At 30.5% G+C, this 15,048-nt stretch carries 14 protein-coding genes and 1 pseudogene; 4 read left to right on the forward strand and 11 right to left on the reverse strand.

The window, feature by feature from the left end; genetic code table 11:
• Nucleotides 1-250: 250 nt before the first annotated feature.
• The 10 genes from FBF21_RS09450 to rpmH all read right to left on the reverse strand — a co-directional run bounded on the left by FBF21_RS09450 (nucleotide 251) and on the right by rpmH (nucleotide 9,826).
• A complete protein-coding gene (locus FBF21_RS09450) occupies nucleotides 251-712 on the reverse strand; it encodes a membrane protein (RefSeq protein ID WP_002869903.1) in 462 nt (153 codons plus the stop codon).
• Nucleotides 713-806: 94 nt separating this feature from the next.
• On the reverse strand, nucleotides 807-2,339 hold the full coding sequence (purH, locus tag FBF21_RS04860) for a bifunctional phosphoribosylaminoimidazolecarboxamide formyltransferase/IMP cyclohydrolase (protein ID WP_165432989.1): 1,533 nt from the start codon (nucleotides 2,337-2,339) through the stop codon (nucleotides 807-809).
• 2 nt (nucleotides 2,340-2,341) lie between these two features.
• Nucleotides 2,342-3,112 (reverse strand): DnaJ family molecular chaperone, encoded by a 771-nt coding sequence (locus FBF21_RS04865; protein ID WP_002869902.1) that lies wholly within the window; start codon nucleotides 3,110-3,112, stop codon nucleotides 2,342-2,344.
• On the reverse strand, nucleotides 3,109-5,295 hold the full coding sequence (gene purL, locus FBF21_RS04870) for a phosphoribosylformylglycinamidine synthase subunit PurL (RefSeq protein WP_002869901.1): 2,187 nt from the start codon (nucleotides 5,293-5,295) through the stop codon (nucleotides 3,109-3,111). Before purL ends, FBF21_RS04865 begins: the two co-directional genes overlap by 4 nt.
• A 10-nt stretch (nucleotides 5,296-5,305) precedes the next feature.
• Entirely contained in the window at nucleotides 5,306-6,634 is a 1,329-nt protein-coding gene (gene mnmE, locus FBF21_RS04875) for a tRNA uridine-5-carboxymethylaminomethyl(34) synthesis GTPase MnmE (protein WP_002860712.1), read from the reverse strand.
• The gene (locus FBF21_RS04880; protein ID WP_002869900.1) at nucleotides 6,627-7,445 is read right to left on the reverse strand and encodes a Jag N-terminal domain-containing protein; all 819 of its coding nucleotides are present in this window, start codon (nucleotides 7,443-7,445) and stop codon (nucleotides 6,627-6,629) included. The genes mnmE and FBF21_RS04880 overlap by 8 nt, the downstream gene beginning before the upstream one ends.
• The gene (gene yidC, locus FBF21_RS04885; RefSeq protein WP_002867428.1) at nucleotides 7,442-9,034 is read right to left on the reverse strand and encodes a membrane protein insertase YidC; all 1,593 of its coding nucleotides are present in this window, start codon (nucleotides 9,032-9,034) and stop codon (nucleotides 7,442-7,444) included. Before yidC ends, FBF21_RS04880 begins: the two co-directional genes overlap by 4 nt.
• A complete protein-coding gene (gene yidD, locus FBF21_RS04890; RefSeq protein ID WP_002869899.1) occupies nucleotides 9,031-9,372 on the reverse strand; it encodes a membrane protein insertion efficiency factor YidD in 342 nt (113 codons plus the stop codon). The genes yidC and yidD overlap by 4 nt, the downstream gene beginning before the upstream one ends.
• The gene (rnpA, locus tag FBF21_RS04895; RefSeq protein ID WP_002860715.1) at nucleotides 9,369-9,695 is read right to left on the reverse strand and encodes a ribonuclease P protein component; all 327 of its coding nucleotides are present in this window, start codon (nucleotides 9,693-9,695) and stop codon (nucleotides 9,369-9,371) included. Before rnpA ends, yidD begins: the two co-directional genes overlap by 4 nt.
• Entirely contained in the window at nucleotides 9,692-9,826 is a 135-nt protein-coding gene (rpmH, locus tag FBF21_RS04900; protein ID WP_002776864.1) for a 50S ribosomal protein L34, read from the reverse strand. The genes rnpA and rpmH overlap by 4 nt, the downstream gene beginning before the upstream one ends.
• A gap of 130 nt (nucleotides 9,827-9,956) precedes the next feature.
• On the opposite strand from rpmH, the gene FBF21_RS04905 reads away from it, so the two are divergent.
• From FBF21_RS04905 to FBF21_RS04915, 3 genes are read left to right on the forward strand one after another with little or no spacing between them, the layout of a single operon-like run.
• Nucleotides 9,957-10,436, forward strand: a complete 480-nt coding sequence (locus tag FBF21_RS04905; RefSeq protein ID WP_002867426.1) for a GNAT family N-acetyltransferase — start codon at nucleotides 9,957-9,959, stop codon at nucleotides 10,434-10,436.
• Nucleotides 10,433-11,041 (forward strand): uracil-DNA glycosylase family protein, encoded by a 609-nt coding sequence (locus tag FBF21_RS04910; protein WP_002853338.1) that lies wholly within the window; start codon nucleotides 10,433-10,435, stop codon nucleotides 11,039-11,041. Before FBF21_RS04905 ends, FBF21_RS04910 begins: the two co-directional genes overlap by 4 nt.
• Complete coding sequence (locus FBF21_RS04915) at nucleotides 11,038-12,228, forward strand: hypothetical protein (RefSeq protein ID WP_002869898.1); 1,191 nt, start codon at nucleotides 11,038-11,040, stop codon at nucleotides 12,226-12,228. The genes FBF21_RS04910 and FBF21_RS04915 overlap by 4 nt, the downstream gene beginning before the upstream one ends.
• Here FBF21_RS04915 and FBF21_RS04920 read toward each other — a convergent pair.
• Nucleotides 12,220-12,594, reverse strand: coding sequence for a thioesterase family protein (locus FBF21_RS04920; RefSeq protein WP_002859213.1), 375 nt, complete (start codon nucleotides 12,592-12,594; stop codon nucleotides 12,220-12,222). The genes FBF21_RS04915 and FBF21_RS04920 overlap by 9 nt on opposite strands.
• A gap of 141 nt (nucleotides 12,595-12,735) precedes the next feature.
• Here FBF21_RS04920 and FBF21_RS04925 point away from each other — a divergent pair.
• Nucleotides 12,736-15,011: pseudogene (locus FBF21_RS04925) on the forward strand (hypothetical protein).
• Nucleotides 15,012-15,048: the final 37 nt, after the last annotated feature.

Consider the following 15,048-nt stretch of genomic DNA (forward strand, 5'->3'; position numbering starts at 1 on the left):
AGCTAAAGCAATTTCATCTTGACCTTTAACTGAAATACGAGCTTTTAAAATTGCCGCTTCCTTGAGCTAATTCTTTAGCATGATTTAAAAGCTCTAAAACGGGCTTTCCAACAACAACTTTAAGCATTAAAAGAACCACCACAAAGGGTAAAAATCAAAGCAATAGTAAATATTATAATATAAGATTGACCGGTTTTGCTTATATCTTTTTAAACACCTTCTAAAGAATGTGATATATCCATAACCCCAATCACACTTCCTGCATTAGCATTTCATGACAAGTAACACAACTTTCATCTGCAATCAAAGGGCGTATCAATCTTAAATACACAACACCATTTATATTTTCTTCCAAAGCTTGAATTTTAGGATTTGAAAATTGTTCTATAATACGCTTATCATTTGAAATTTGAGGGGCTTTCATCTCAAAAAGATCTATAGTATCTTTTGAAGGATAAATTTTAATATCACTAATACCCTCTATACTTTTTACATCTTCAATGGCTTCTTTAATTTTTTCAGGATCTCCTAAATTCATAGCCATTCTCATTGTTTGAAAAACAGAAGTACTTACGGTATTTAAATTTGCCCTGCTCATTTTATTGGCAGTATTTTTAAAATCCAAATTTAAAATCACTTGCATTACAATGAAACTTATAAGCAACACCACAAAAATTGCAGCAGAAACCTTAAATCCTATAGTTTTAAACATCATAGTTTTCTAAAAATAAAATTTTTCGGAAATATTTTACACATAATTTAATTTTTATTAAATTATGTGTAAAAAACATAACATTCTATTAAACTTAATGTAAGAAATGTCTTACTCCTGTGAAATAAAGCGCCATACCATACTCATCAGCTGCTTTTACCACTTCATCATCCCTTATACTTCCGCCTGGTTCTACTATAGCTTTAACCCCTACTTTACTTGCTTCATCTATGCTATCTCTAAAAGGAAAAAAGGCTTCACTTGCTAAAACGCAACCTTGCAAATCAAGCCCCATTTCTTTAGCTTTAGCGATTGCTACCTTTGCTGTATCGATTCTGCTTGTCATACCCATGCCTATAGCCACCATAGCGCCATTTTTTACATAAACAACATTGTTTGATTTGGTAAATGCTGCTATTTTCATGGCGATTTCAAGATCTTTTAATTCTTCCTTACTTGCCTCTCTTTGACTCATAAGCTTTGCATTTTTAAACTCATCTTCGCCAACTTCATCGCTGTTTTGATATACAAAACCCCCATCAATATGTTTAAAATCATATTTATCAAAACTGCGGATTAAAAATGGACTTTCTTGAGTGAAAATTTTAATGCGTTTTTTACCTTCAAACATAGCTAAAGCTTTTTCATCTACATTGGCTGCGATGATTACTTCTACATAAATTTCATTGATTTTATTTGCTAAAGCCTCATCAAGAGTTCCATTGATTGCAACCACTCCTCCATAAGCACTAACGCTATCGCATTTTAAAGCATGTATATAGCTTTGTACTAAATTTTCTTTTATAGCAAAACCGCAAGGATTTCCATGTTTTACTATAGCAATAGCCGGAGCTTTATCAAAGCTACTAGCTAAGTTTAAAGCTGCATTAATATCGGTTAGATTATTAAAACTTGCTTCGCCTTTAAGAGCTTTAAAATTTGCACTAAAAAAGGCATCAAACTCATATAAAGCCCCTTTTTGATGTGGATTTTCTCCATATTTTGTATCAAATACTTTTTGCCCTACTATAAATTTACTCGCTCCAAAACCTCCGTTAAAGCGTTCATTCATATAATTTGCAATATAAGCATCATAATTTGCCGTATGCTCATAAGCTTTTATCATCAAATTTAAACGAAAATTCTCATCATTTTGACCTTTTTTTAAAGTCTCAATCACTTTTTCATAATCAAGCGGATCGCAAAGTACCATCACATCTTTATAGTTCTTTGCTGCACTTCTTATCATCGCAGGCCCACCTATGTCGATATTTTCTATAATTTCATCAAAATCATCGCTCATGATGGTGGTTTTTTTAAAAGGATATAAATTCACACAAACTAGATCAATGCCTAAAATTTCATTTTCTTTTGCTTGTTTGATATGATTTTCATCGCTTCTTTTGTGTAAAATCCCACCGTGAATCTTAGGATGCAAAGTCTTCACACGCCCTTCAAAAAGCTCAGGACTCTTTGTAAAATCACTCACTTCTATAACTTTTATTCCATTTTCTTTTAAAAGCTTAAAAGTCCCGCCTGTTGAAAGAATCTCAAAGTCTAAATTTTCAAGCTCTTTGCCAAATTCTACTATGCCTTCTTTATCACTCACACTAAGTAATGCTCTCATTTTTACCTTTCTAAATGTTTTTTAACTTTTTCGTAAGCTTCGTTGATTTTTTGAAATTTCTCTACACCGATTTTAAGCTCTTCTTCACTAACATTGTTTGCATTTAAAATATCAGGATGATATTTTTTTGCTAAATTGCGGTATTGTTTTTTTACCGCATTTAAATCCGCATTATTTGAAAGTTCTAAAATAGCAAAAGCTTCATCAAGGCTTAATTCTTTTTTAGTACTTTTTAAATTTGAAAGACTTGCTATAAAAGCGTCTAATTCGCTTTTTGCTATATCAAAGGCTTTAGCGATTTGCTCTAAAATTTCACGCTTTTTAGCATTAAAATCTGCATCGATTAAAGCCATAAAAACAAGCACACGCAAGACATTAAAACGCTCATTTTTAGGCAAAGGCACTTCTTTTAAAAAATCTTTTGCCACATAAAAAGCATCACTTAAATTTTCTTTATGTTCATTAAAACTTGCTTTTAAAAAAGCTCTTTCTTTTTCATCTTTGGCATTTGCATCTAAAAGATCTTTGATCATTTCAGCTTCATTTTCACTTACCCTACCATCACTTTTTGCAATTTTTGCCAAAAGTACGATAACATAGTAATTCATACGCCTTTTAAACTCATCCATTCTTTCTTCCATAACCCCACGAACAAAACCCTTAGCAAAGCCTTTGGCTCCTCTTGCAGCTGAGTTTAAAAAATCCTGTTTTCCCCAAGTTTTATAATACCAGTAAAACACCAAAATAACGAGTATAATTAAAACTAAAGTCATTGGATTTGCTCTTTAAAACTTTCAAAATAAAGCTTGTCAAGTTCAGCCTTGCTTAACTCAATGTTATCAAGTTTAAAATGTTTTTGGCTTGTACTCACACCTAATTTATAAGCTTTTACTCCAAATTCTTTGGCTAAATTTAAAAAAGCTTCTTCATTTTCTTTGCTAAGCCCTACTATAGCACGACTTGCACTCTCATCAAAAATCATTTTTTCATCATCAAAACCACTTGTTAAATTTACACCCACACTAGAAATAGCAAATATTTTTGCCAAAGTCATAGCAATACCCCCTATTCCTACGCTATTGGCACACTCAAGTAAAGAATTTTGATTGGCTTTATAAAGCAAATCCCAAAGTGCAATTTCAGCTTTATAATCAAGCTCTTTAAGACTTCCTGATACTTTTTTATCTTGGATTTTCATTACCATAGATCCGCCAAATTCCCCTAAACTTTTACCCAAAAGATAAACACTTAAATTTTCTTTTTCAAAACTAGCTTTTAAGGTTTTATTTGCATCTTCTAAAACCCCTACGCTTACTATAGTAGGACTTGGATAAATACTTACGCCTTCAGTTTCATTATAAAGTGAAACATTGCCGCTTACTACTGGGGTATTTAACTCTTTACAAGCTTCTTTAATGCCTTCGCAACCTTGCGCAAATTGCCACATCACTTCAGGATTTTGCGGATTTCCATAATTTAAACAATCACTTATTGCCAAAGGCTTAGCCCCCGTGCAAGCAACTTTTCTTCCTGCTGAAGCTACTGCTAAAGCTGCTCCTATTTTAGGATTTACATAATTTAAGCGTGAGTTACATTCTATAGCCATAGCCACACTTGCACCATTTTCTTTGATACGAATAACACTAGCACCTAATCTTCCATCAGCTTTTATAGTATTGGTTTGCACACTTGAATCAAATTGATCATAAATAAAAGCTTTGTTGTTAATATTTTCATTTTGAAGCATTTGTATAAAAAGCTCTTGAATGCTTAATTTTAGCTCAAATTTATAATCTTTAATTTCACTTAAATATTTTGGCTCACTTATAGGACGACTTAAAATCGGCGCTTTTTCACTTAGAGGCTCGATAGGAATAAGCCCTACAAGCTCATCATGCCAAAAAAGCTCCATTTTTCCTGTATTGGTAACTTCACCTATAACCACAGCATCTAAATCCCATTTTTTGAAAATTTCTATAACCTTATCTTCATAGCCTTTTTTCGCACAAATAAGCATTCTTTCTTGAGACTCGCTAAGCATTAACTCATAAGGAGTCATACCGCTTTCACGTATAGGAGTTTTATCTAAGTAAAGTTTCATGCCACTGCCACTTCTTCCTGCCATTTCAAAAGAACTTGAAGTAAGCCCTGCAGCACCCATATCTTGAATACCCACAATATAATCAGTTTTAAAAAGCTCTAAACAAGCTTCCATAAGAAGTTTTTCACTGAAAGGATCGCCAATTTGCACTGTAGGACGCAAAGATTTGCTTTCTTCATTGAAGCTATCACTTGCCATAACCGCTCCACCAAGTCCATCACGCCCTGTTTTTGAACCCACATAAATCACAGGATTTCCTACACCTTCAGCCTTAGCATAAAAGATATCTTCACTTTTACAAACCCCTAAAGCAAAGGCATTAACTAAGATATTTCCATTAAAACACTCATCAAAAGCACATTCTCCACCTATAGTTGGCACACCCATGCAATTTCCATAATGAGAAATTCCATTTACCACACCTTTAACAAGGTATTTTTGATGTTTGCCGCATTTTTCATCATGAATATTGCCAAATTTTAAAGAATTTAGCCCTGCAACCACTCTTGCACCCATAGTAAAAACATCACGCAAAATTCCCCCTACTCCCGTAGCCGCACCTGCAAAAGGCTCGATAAAGCTAGGATGATTGTGACTTTCTACCTTAAAAACTGCTGCCATACCTTGCCCAATATCAATAACCCCTGCGTTTTCTCCTGGGCCTTGAATCACCCAAGGTGCTTTAGTTGGAAAACCATTAAGATATTTTTTACTGGATTTATAAGAGCAATGCTCGCTCCACATCGCAGAAATAACCCCAAGTTCTAATAAATTTGGCTCGCGTCCTAAAATTTCTAAAATTTGTGCATATTCTTCATCACTGATTTTATGTGCTTTTATGGTTTCTTTGTCCATTTTTATCCTTTCATTTTCCTAAACAAAAATTACCAAACATTTCGTCTAAAATTTCATCTCTTTGAAAATCTTTGGTAAATCTTGCAAGTTCATTAATCGCTAAATTAAGCTCAAAAGCAAAAAGTTCTAAAGAACTTTCCTCTAAAAGCCCTTTAGCTCTAAAAATCGCTTCACTTGAAATTTTACAAGCATTAATAAGATCTAAAGAACTTACCATAATACCTTCGCTATCAAAAGAATTAAAATAATTTTGCAATTCTTCTTTTAATAAAGTGATGTCTTTTTGAGCACTAAGCTTGATAAAATTTTTATTTTGAGTATTTTTGAAAACATTTTCTAAATCACTTTTATTTAAAATCCAAAAGATTTTTTTATCAGTATTTGCTAATAAGTCAAAAATTTTCTCATCTTCTTTATCTTGCACTCTTGAAGCATCAAAGACTGCCAAAATAATATCTGCATCTTCTAAACTTTTTTTACTTAAAGCTACGCCGATTTGTTCTATAACATCTTTACTTTCCCTAATACCCGCTGTATCTATAATGCGTAATAAATGCGTTCCTAATTTAAAGCTCTCTTCTATAGTATCACGAGTGGTGCCTGCTATATCTGAAACAATAGCTCTTTCATAAGAAAGCAAGGCATTTAAAAGCGAAGATTTGCCTACATTTGGCTTACCTACAATAGCGATTTTAAAACCTTCTATGAGTCCTTTTTTGCTTTGAGAAAGCGTATAAATTTCTTTTAAAATTTTAGAATTTTCTTCACACATAGTAGAAATTTGTTCTAATAAATCAGAAGGTAAATCATCATCAGCATAATCAATACTAGTTTCTACAAAAGCTAAAGTTTTAACCAAATCTGTGCGAATTTTTTCTAAAAGTTCTCCTAAGTTTCCTTGCATGTTGCGTGCTATAATTTTAGCTGCAAGTGCAGATTTTGAAAGTATGAGATCTTGTATATTTAAAGCTTTTAAAGGAGTCATTTTGCCATTTAAACACGCTCTTTTGCTAAATTCCCCTGCTAAAGCAAGTCTTGCTCCTAAACTCACAAGTTCTTCGAGTAAAACTTCACTCACACTAAATCCTCCATGAGTTTGAAACTCTACTATATCTTCCCCTGTAAAACTATAAGGGGCTTTAAAATATATCATTATAGCTTCATCGATAATTTCATTATTTTGATTAAAAAGTTTTGTAAAAGTAGCATGGCGTGGGGTAAGTTTGGTTTTGTGGCTAAGCTTTAAGGCAAATTCTAAAGCCCTTTCACCGCTTAATCTTACAATAGAAATCGAACCCACACCATGAGCTGTGGCAATAGCCGCTATAGTATCACTCATCTTTTTTGAAAAAGTCGTTTATTACAACAAATCTTTGATCATTATTTTGCTTAATTCCTACATACTTATCTGGAAATTTAGCTCTTAACTGCTCTAAAGCGATTTTTATCAAAACCCCATCCAAAGGTTTGGTTTGTCCGCGTCCATGAATTTTAATTTTTTCAATCACGTTTTGTAAATAAAGCTGCATACCTTGAATTTGATTTTCTAAAAATTGAGCGATCTCAAGGCGCACTAAAAGATTATATTTTAAATTGATCCAATTATGTAAAAGATAAGAAATAGCCTTGTAACGATGTGCTTCTTTACCTATCATCAAAGCAGCATCTTCCCCATCCAATCGAATCAAAACGCAATCTTCATCATACATTCTAAGTTCACTAAGCTCTATTTTAAACTGGGAGCTTTCTAAAAGTTTTACAAGCTGAATGCGAATCTCATCTAAAATATCCTGAGTATTACGCACTCCTTTGCTTTCTCGATGAAAACTATCAAAAATTTCATCACTTTTTACTGTATATTTTTCTTTTTGGCTTTTATTTTTTTCATTTTTTGTTTCAATCTTGTTTTCTTGTTTTGGCTCATGTGTTTCTGGTTTGTGATTTTTTGAACTTGTAAATTCTTTTTTAGGATTTTTTTTCAAAATCCTTTTTTTTGCTTTAGCCTCTATAATTGCCTTTTTTCTTCCAAATCCAAAAAAACCTTTTCTTGGATGCTGAATAATCTCATATTCTAAGTCCATCACGGAACATTCTAAACTTCTTGAAGCTTCTGTTAAGGCACTTTGAAGATCAATGGCTTCGATTTTCATTTTTCATGCTCCGCTTGTTTTTTGTGATGTTCTTTAGCAAATATTTTATTGATAACCCATTGTTGAACCAAAGAACAAAGGTTATTTACAAACCAATAAAGCGTAAGTCCTGCTGGGAAAGTGATAAAGAAAAAAGTAAAAATCACTGGTAAAAATTTCATAATCTTAGCTTGCATAGGATCTTGTATAGTCATAGGTGTAATAAGTTGTTGTAAAAACATCGTTGCACCCATTAAAATAGGCAAAATGAAATAAGGATCCATTACCGATAAATCATGTATCCAAAACGCCCAAGGAGCTGCTTTTAGCTCAATAGCATTAAGCAAAACGCGATAAATAGCAAAGAAAATAGGAATTTGTAAAAGTATAGGCAAACAACCACTCATAGGATTTGCACCATGTTTTTTATAAAGCTCCATCATGTGCATATTCATTTTTTGTGGATCGCCTTTATAACGCTCTCTAATATCTTTCATTTTAGGAGCAAGATCTTTAAGTTTATTCATAGAAATCATAGACTTATAAGTTAGCGGGAATAAAATAATACGCACAATTAAAGTCATCACAACGATAGCCCAACCCCAATTTCCTATATACTGATGCAAGAAATTCAAAAACTCAAACATAGGCTTAGCAATAAAAGTAAACCAACCATATTCAACAACTGCTTCAAGGCGTGGATCTATACTTCTTAAAATCACATGTTCTTTAGAGCCTATATAGCCCCCTGCTTTAAATTCATTATCACTATAAGCAAAAACTATAGGGTTTTGATTAGCATCCTTGCTGATTGCCACATTTAAAGGTTTATCAAAATTATAAAAGAAAGTTGCATAGTATCTATCAAAAGCCGAAGTCATTACGACATTATTAGCACTTTCATCCTTTTCTACATCTCCATCTTTATAAGTTTCGATGGTTTCTTTATTATCCATTACCAAAGCACCATGAACTGTATAACTATCTACGGCAATATTTGGACGATATCCTGGACTTATAAAATAATTTGCATTCTTGCTGAGTTTAACTTCTATCTCATAATTTCCTTTTGGATAAAAAGTAATATCTTTTTCGATTTTCAATCCAGAAAGATTTTGAGTGAGTTTTAAAACTTGACTTCCATTTTCATCAACAAAAAGATTGCTAGCGTTAGCAACATAAGGAATTTTAAAAGCCTCTGAGTTAATACTTGGATCACTAAAACGCATTTCTAAAGGATAAGGACTATTTTCCTTGCTAACAAGATTTATAAATTCTCCTTTCTCATTTTGGTATTTTTTATCTTTTAAATAAAAAGCAGAAATTCTACCAAAAGAGTCAATTTGTGCTTCAAAATGCTTGCTTTGAACCTTAGATATCACACTATCTTGTGAAACTAAAGCTGCACTTGGAGTATTTGTGGTGGTATTTTGTATATTAGGAGTGTTATTTATGCTTGTGTTTTGTTGATTTTGTTGTGTAATGTTTTGTTCTATTTTTAAAGGTTGTTTTGGAATGAAAAAATAATCGTAAACAACAAAAAATAAAAAAGAGATCACAACAGCTAAAAGTATACGCTTTTGCTGAAAAATATTATTTGAATTATTCACTGATTTGTCCTTTTAAAGATGATTTTTATAAGATAAAAACTTTTATTTTTATAAGGTATATATAAAAAACAAAGTTGTTTTTTTGCTAAAAATATAGGCTTAAAACATAAATTTATAGGATAAAAATTTTTAGAAACTCTAGGATAATCAAAACCCCCTTTAAAAAAAGGGTTGCATCTTAAAACTCTAAAAAAAGTAGAAAAAAAAGCTAGAAAAAAATTCTTTTTTTGAAACTGCCAAAGCGCATACTCAGAACAACTAGGATAATACCTACAAGCAGCGGGTTTTAAAGGGCTTAAGAATTTCTGATAAAAACGGAGTATTTTTAGGCATATCATTTGAAACATTCTAGTTTTTTCAATCCCCATTTTAGATTTTTTTCTAACCTAGAAAAAGAAAGTTCAGTGATTTCATTTTTAGCTACAAAAATATATTTGCCATCTTGAAGATATCTTTCAAACTTAGCAAACAAAGCCCTTAAAATTCGTTTTGAACGATTTCTAACCACTGCTTTTCCAACTTTTTTACTAGCAACAACTGCTATTTTTTTTTCATAACTATTCAGATAAAAAATAATCACACCTTCGCAATGCCATTTTTTACCTATTTTGTATACAGATGAAAATTCCTCGTTTGTGCTAAATTTATCAAAATTTTTCACACAGCAAGTCTTTTTCTACCTTTAGCGCGTCTTGCATTGATCACCTTGCGACCATTTTTAGTTTTCATACGAACACGAAAACCATGAGTACGTTTTCTTGGAGTGCCATGTGGCTGATAAGTTCTTTTCATTTGATTTTTCCTTAAAAAATTATAAAATAAACTTGTATTTTATCTTAATCTTACTTATAAATTGCTTTTGATTAAGAGTAATTTTTAAATTCTTTTGATAAATTTTGAAATTATTTTTAAAAGGTTAAAAATGTCAGAATTTAAAATTATTGATTTAAGACAAGAAGATTTAGATATTTTACAAGAAATGATCATAGAATTTGCAAAATACGAAGATATGTTAGATTTTCTTCAATGCACGAAAGAAAAACTGGAACATTCTTTACTAAAAAATAAATTTGCTCGTGCTTTTTTGTTAAAAGAAAATGAAAAAACTATAGGCTATATGATTTATTTTTATACTTTTTCGTCTTTTTGGGGCAGCGGTGGAATTTATCTTGAAGATATTTATATACGAGAAAATTTTCGTAAAAAAGGTTATGGAAAAGCTGTGTTTAAATTTTTAGGAGAAATTTGCAAAAAAGAAAATTTAAAAAGACTCGATTGGGTTTGCTTAAATGATAATATTTTAGGTATTAATTTTTATGAAAGTTTAAACGCTAAACATCTTAAACAATGGAGAAATTATCGTCTAAGTGGAGAAAATTTAGAAAAATTGTGTGATTTATGATAAGAAGTCTTTATTATTTAAAAGCTATGGGATTTAACTTTGTTGATACACATACAAACCACTTTGAACAAGTACAAAATTTTCAAGAATTAAAACAACTTGTTTCATCTTGCACCTTATGCCAATTTTCCAAAACAAGAAAATTTAGTCTTATGGAGCCTAAGATAAAAAATGCCAAATTGCTAATTCTTGATGTTTTTGGGCAAAAGAGTGAAAATGAAAGCGGAATTTTACTTAATTCAAAAAAAGGTGAAAAATTAAAACACTATATTTATCAAATTTTAGGGCTTTGCGATGAAGATTTTTATTTTTCTTATTTATTTAAATGTTTTTGTAATGGAAAATTTGATGATTTTTCGCTACAATCTTGCTTACCATTTTTCTGGAACGAACTAAAACTGATTCAACCTGCTTTTTTGCTTTGTCTAGGAGAATATACATTTAAAAGCTTGGGATTTAAAGATTATCACATTTTAAAAGGTGAAGTTTTTGCTTATAAAAATTTTTTCATAATGCCAAGTTATGATTTAGATTTTATAGAAAAAAATCCAAGTTATGAAAAAAATTTTATACAAGATTTAAAAAAAATTAAAGGATTTTTATGAAAAAAATATTTTTAATATTTTTCTTATCTTGCTTTTTGCTTAATGCAAAAGAGCAAAAATTAGTCGATGTAAAACCCGTTGAAAATTTTTATCCTAAATTAAGCGTTCAAGAATGCAACACAAATTGTCTTTTTGATCTTTTAGAATCAAGATTATATCTTAGTTTTTTAAGTGAATTTGCAGATCAAAACGATCAATTTTTATCTAATGTTTATGCAAAATTATTAAATTCCATTACTGATTTTGAAAAAAATGTTCAAAAAATTACTTCTGTCAAACTTGCGATAATTATCCCAGAAAAAACCATAAAAAGCTACTCAAATACTATAATAAATTCAAGCATAGCCTATCTTTTAAGACAAAGAGCTGAAATCAAAGTAAAAGTTTTTTTAACCGGCACAGAAGATAGTGATAAAATTCGAGCCGCGCTTGATGCAGCACAAGCTCAAGGATATCAGTATGCCATAGCTGGATTTACCTTAAAAGGTGCTAATGAGTTGAAAAATTACTCAGGAAATATGAAAATTTTCATACCGACTATCCATAAAAACAACATACAAATTTCAAATCAAAATATTATTTTTGGAAGTATTGACTATGATGCTCAAATTGCCACACTTTTAAGCAAATCAAATGCTAATATCGCAATATTTAGCGATGGCTCTGCCTTATCAAGCAATCTAAATTCAAGAATTCTTGCTCAAAATAATAATGCTAGAATATATACCATAGAAGGCGAGAAGCTTGATTTCAGCAGACTTTTAAGATCACAAGGTGGAGTTAATAATGCCTCAATATTTTTTAACGCTCCATTGATCAAAACAGCTCTAGCAAGTTCTCAACTAAGAATTTATAACATTCATCCTTATGTGCTTTTATCCACTCAAATCAACTATAATCCAACATTTTTAAGTTTAACACAACAAGGAGATAGAGAAAATTTTATCATTGCTAATTCTATCAATAACCACGATGATAACTTAGTCTATCTTAATGAAATTTTTAATCAAAGTATAGATTATAACTGGATTGCTTATGCTACTAGCATAGGAGTTGATTACTTTTATACCGAATTCCTAAATAAAAAAAGCGAAAGTTTATTTGATGAGAAAATCAAAAATTCTCAAGTTGATTACAAAGTGCGTCTTATGCAAGGTAAGCAAGCAAGCTTTGAAGAATTAAAATAATTCTTCAAAGAGCTTTTTTAACTGCATATCCATTCTAGCTGGTTTTTCGTTTTTAATAAAAGCTAAAGTTAATTCCATTTTAAAAAACAAAATTTCATCTTTATAAATTTCTTGTAAAATTTCCACAGAAGCATTTTTGACTTCTAAAATTTTTGTTTTAATCTCTATCATATCTCCAAGTTTTGCAGGTTTTAAGAAATTGCAATTTGCTTTTGTAAGTAAAAAATGTCCCTTAGACGCATCAAAAATATCTACTTTTTTATTGAAAAAAATTTCACTTCTTACTCTCTCGCAAAATTTTAAATAATTACTATGATACACCACTCCACCCGCATCAGTATCTTCATAATACACACGCATTTTCATCGCTTTACCTTAAAAAATATTTCACATTTAAAAAACATTAGATTATACAACGGAAATTCTTTGATATCGCTTTTTAGTTTATATTAAAAATTCCGTCCAATCTTAATTTAATAAAGCTTTTTAACTTCACTGGGAGGGGGTATAGAGAAATTTTGTTTTAAACTTTCCATTGTTACCTTCTTAAGCATCAACGCTTTTGCAGCCACTCAAGCAAATACTACAGACAATCGAAATTTCAATATTCCAAAGCATTATTTTAATGATAACGAACTTTATGATAAAACCAATTCTACTTATAAAAAATTCCAAGGTATAAATTATTATGCTAAGAGTTCTAAACAATATATTAACAATATTTAACAATCATAAACCAAATATTACAAATATAAACGATTTAAATTTTAAACATTATTTACTTACTCCTGATATGAGAGAAGATGAATTTCTTTCTTTTAAAGCAAGGCATGGTGTTAATACAGCCGATCGTAGTATAAAAAACAGTTAGAGTGCTTCCTTTTTTAATCACAGCAAAAACCGATCATGCTGATGCAAGTTATAACAAACTTATATTAGAACAAGGAGAACTTAGTTCGGTTTTTTATCTTAAACCTAAAGATACTCATATAAAAACCCTAGTAATTCTAAAAGCAATCAACGCATGAATTTCTTAATGAGTTCTACCTTTACTCATTATAGTAATGCAAGCTATAACCAAACCATACTTCAAAAAGATGCCCATATTAGTATGGGAGTTGAGAACACTTATGATTTAGCCTTAAATGGTTCTCCTTATTTAATCGGAGCTATAACCACTTATGGAGATTCTACAAATAATAGTTTAAATATAAAAGCAGGTAGCAGTGTAGAGTTTTTTACTTTCTTGCCTAAAAAAGATAAAAATGGTAATAATACCTTTGATGAAAGAATCACTCACCTTGTAGGTGGTTTAGCTTATCAAGGTAATGTAAAAAACAATAAAATCTTTATCAAAGATGCTAATATGATTATCCATGGTCCAAGCAAAGCTTATGCTAGTTTAGCTGCTGCTCATATTAGCGCAGGTTATATAGATAGCGAATCAGATAAAAACTTTCAAGCCAGTAAAAACCTTTTAGACATAGATAGTTTTAATCTTGATATGTATATGAACCATGATAAACAACCCTTAGCTTATAATTCTGTTTTATTTGCTGATTTTTTGGGTGGAAAAACCGAACAAGGACAAGCCTTAGATAATACTATCAATATTAAAAGATATTAAAAACCTAAAAAAATAAAAACAATGGGAACATTTTTGCTCAAGCTTTGTTTAACTTCTACGCAGGAGCTTATAATAATGGAGAAGTAAATTATAATACCTTAAACATAGAATTAAAACATCCTTTAGAAATCGCTAATAACTTCTTAGGTTATAACCAACATTCTTTTTATGGTGACTTTGCAACTAAAGGAGTTAATCATAATACCATTAACATTAAAAACGATCTTACCACAACCGATCTTTCTCAAAGCTATAAAGATGCTTTAAATATTATAGCTGCTAGAACCTTAGAAGGCAGTGCGGATTATAATAAAGTTTATATTAATAATTCTATGTCAACCTTACCTGTATACATTTATACAGCTAAGAAAAACCTTCTTAATAATCAAGACTTTTATCCTAGTAGTGCTAATAACAATAAAGTATCGATTAAAGATTTTGCTTCTTTTAGAAATCTAACTGTATTAACAGAAGCCAAAGAAGCTTCTTATAATACTATAAATTATAACAATGTTCAAAGCATTACTGATACAAGTAATACAGATAAAGGTTCTAAAATCATCATAAGAGCTTTAGATAAAGCCAATCATAATACCATAGATATAAAAAACTATTCTTCTAATGCAGCTGATAATGCTTATTTGATTATGGCTTATAATGAAGCTGCTTATAATAAAATCATTATCAATGATACTTTATTTGGTGTAGCTTCAGATAAAAGAGAAGGAATTTTAAGTATTATAGCTGGACTTTCAAACAATGGCCATGATAATACCTTAATCATAAACAATCTCAATCTTGATGAGTATAAAAATAACAATTCTGTTTTTATAGCTCCTTCGGCCATTACAGGTTTAAGTGAAGCTAAATCTTATAATAATACCTTATATAGGCGGGAATTTAAATATATTTAAAAACACTTTCATAGATATATTAGCAGGAGCCTTAGTACATTATGAAGATAATTATAGTACTTCTAATGCTATAGCTCCTTCAGATATCAGTTTAAGTAAAAACAATAGACTGATTTTAAATACTAAAGTTGAAGCTAGAATTATTAATAACTTTGAGCATTATTATCTTATTGCATCCAATAAAATCAACACAACTCCCCTTTTTGAAGTCATACGATGCTCCTATTAATATTTCTAGCTAAGGAGTATTAGCTCTTTACACCCTCAAAGAGTAATACC

Source organism: Campylobacter sp. CFSAN093238, from assembly GCF_012898015.1.
In the GTDB taxonomy this organism is placed as follows: Bacteria; Campylobacterota; Campylobacteria; order Campylobacterales; family Campylobacteraceae; genus Campylobacter_D; species Campylobacter_D jejuni.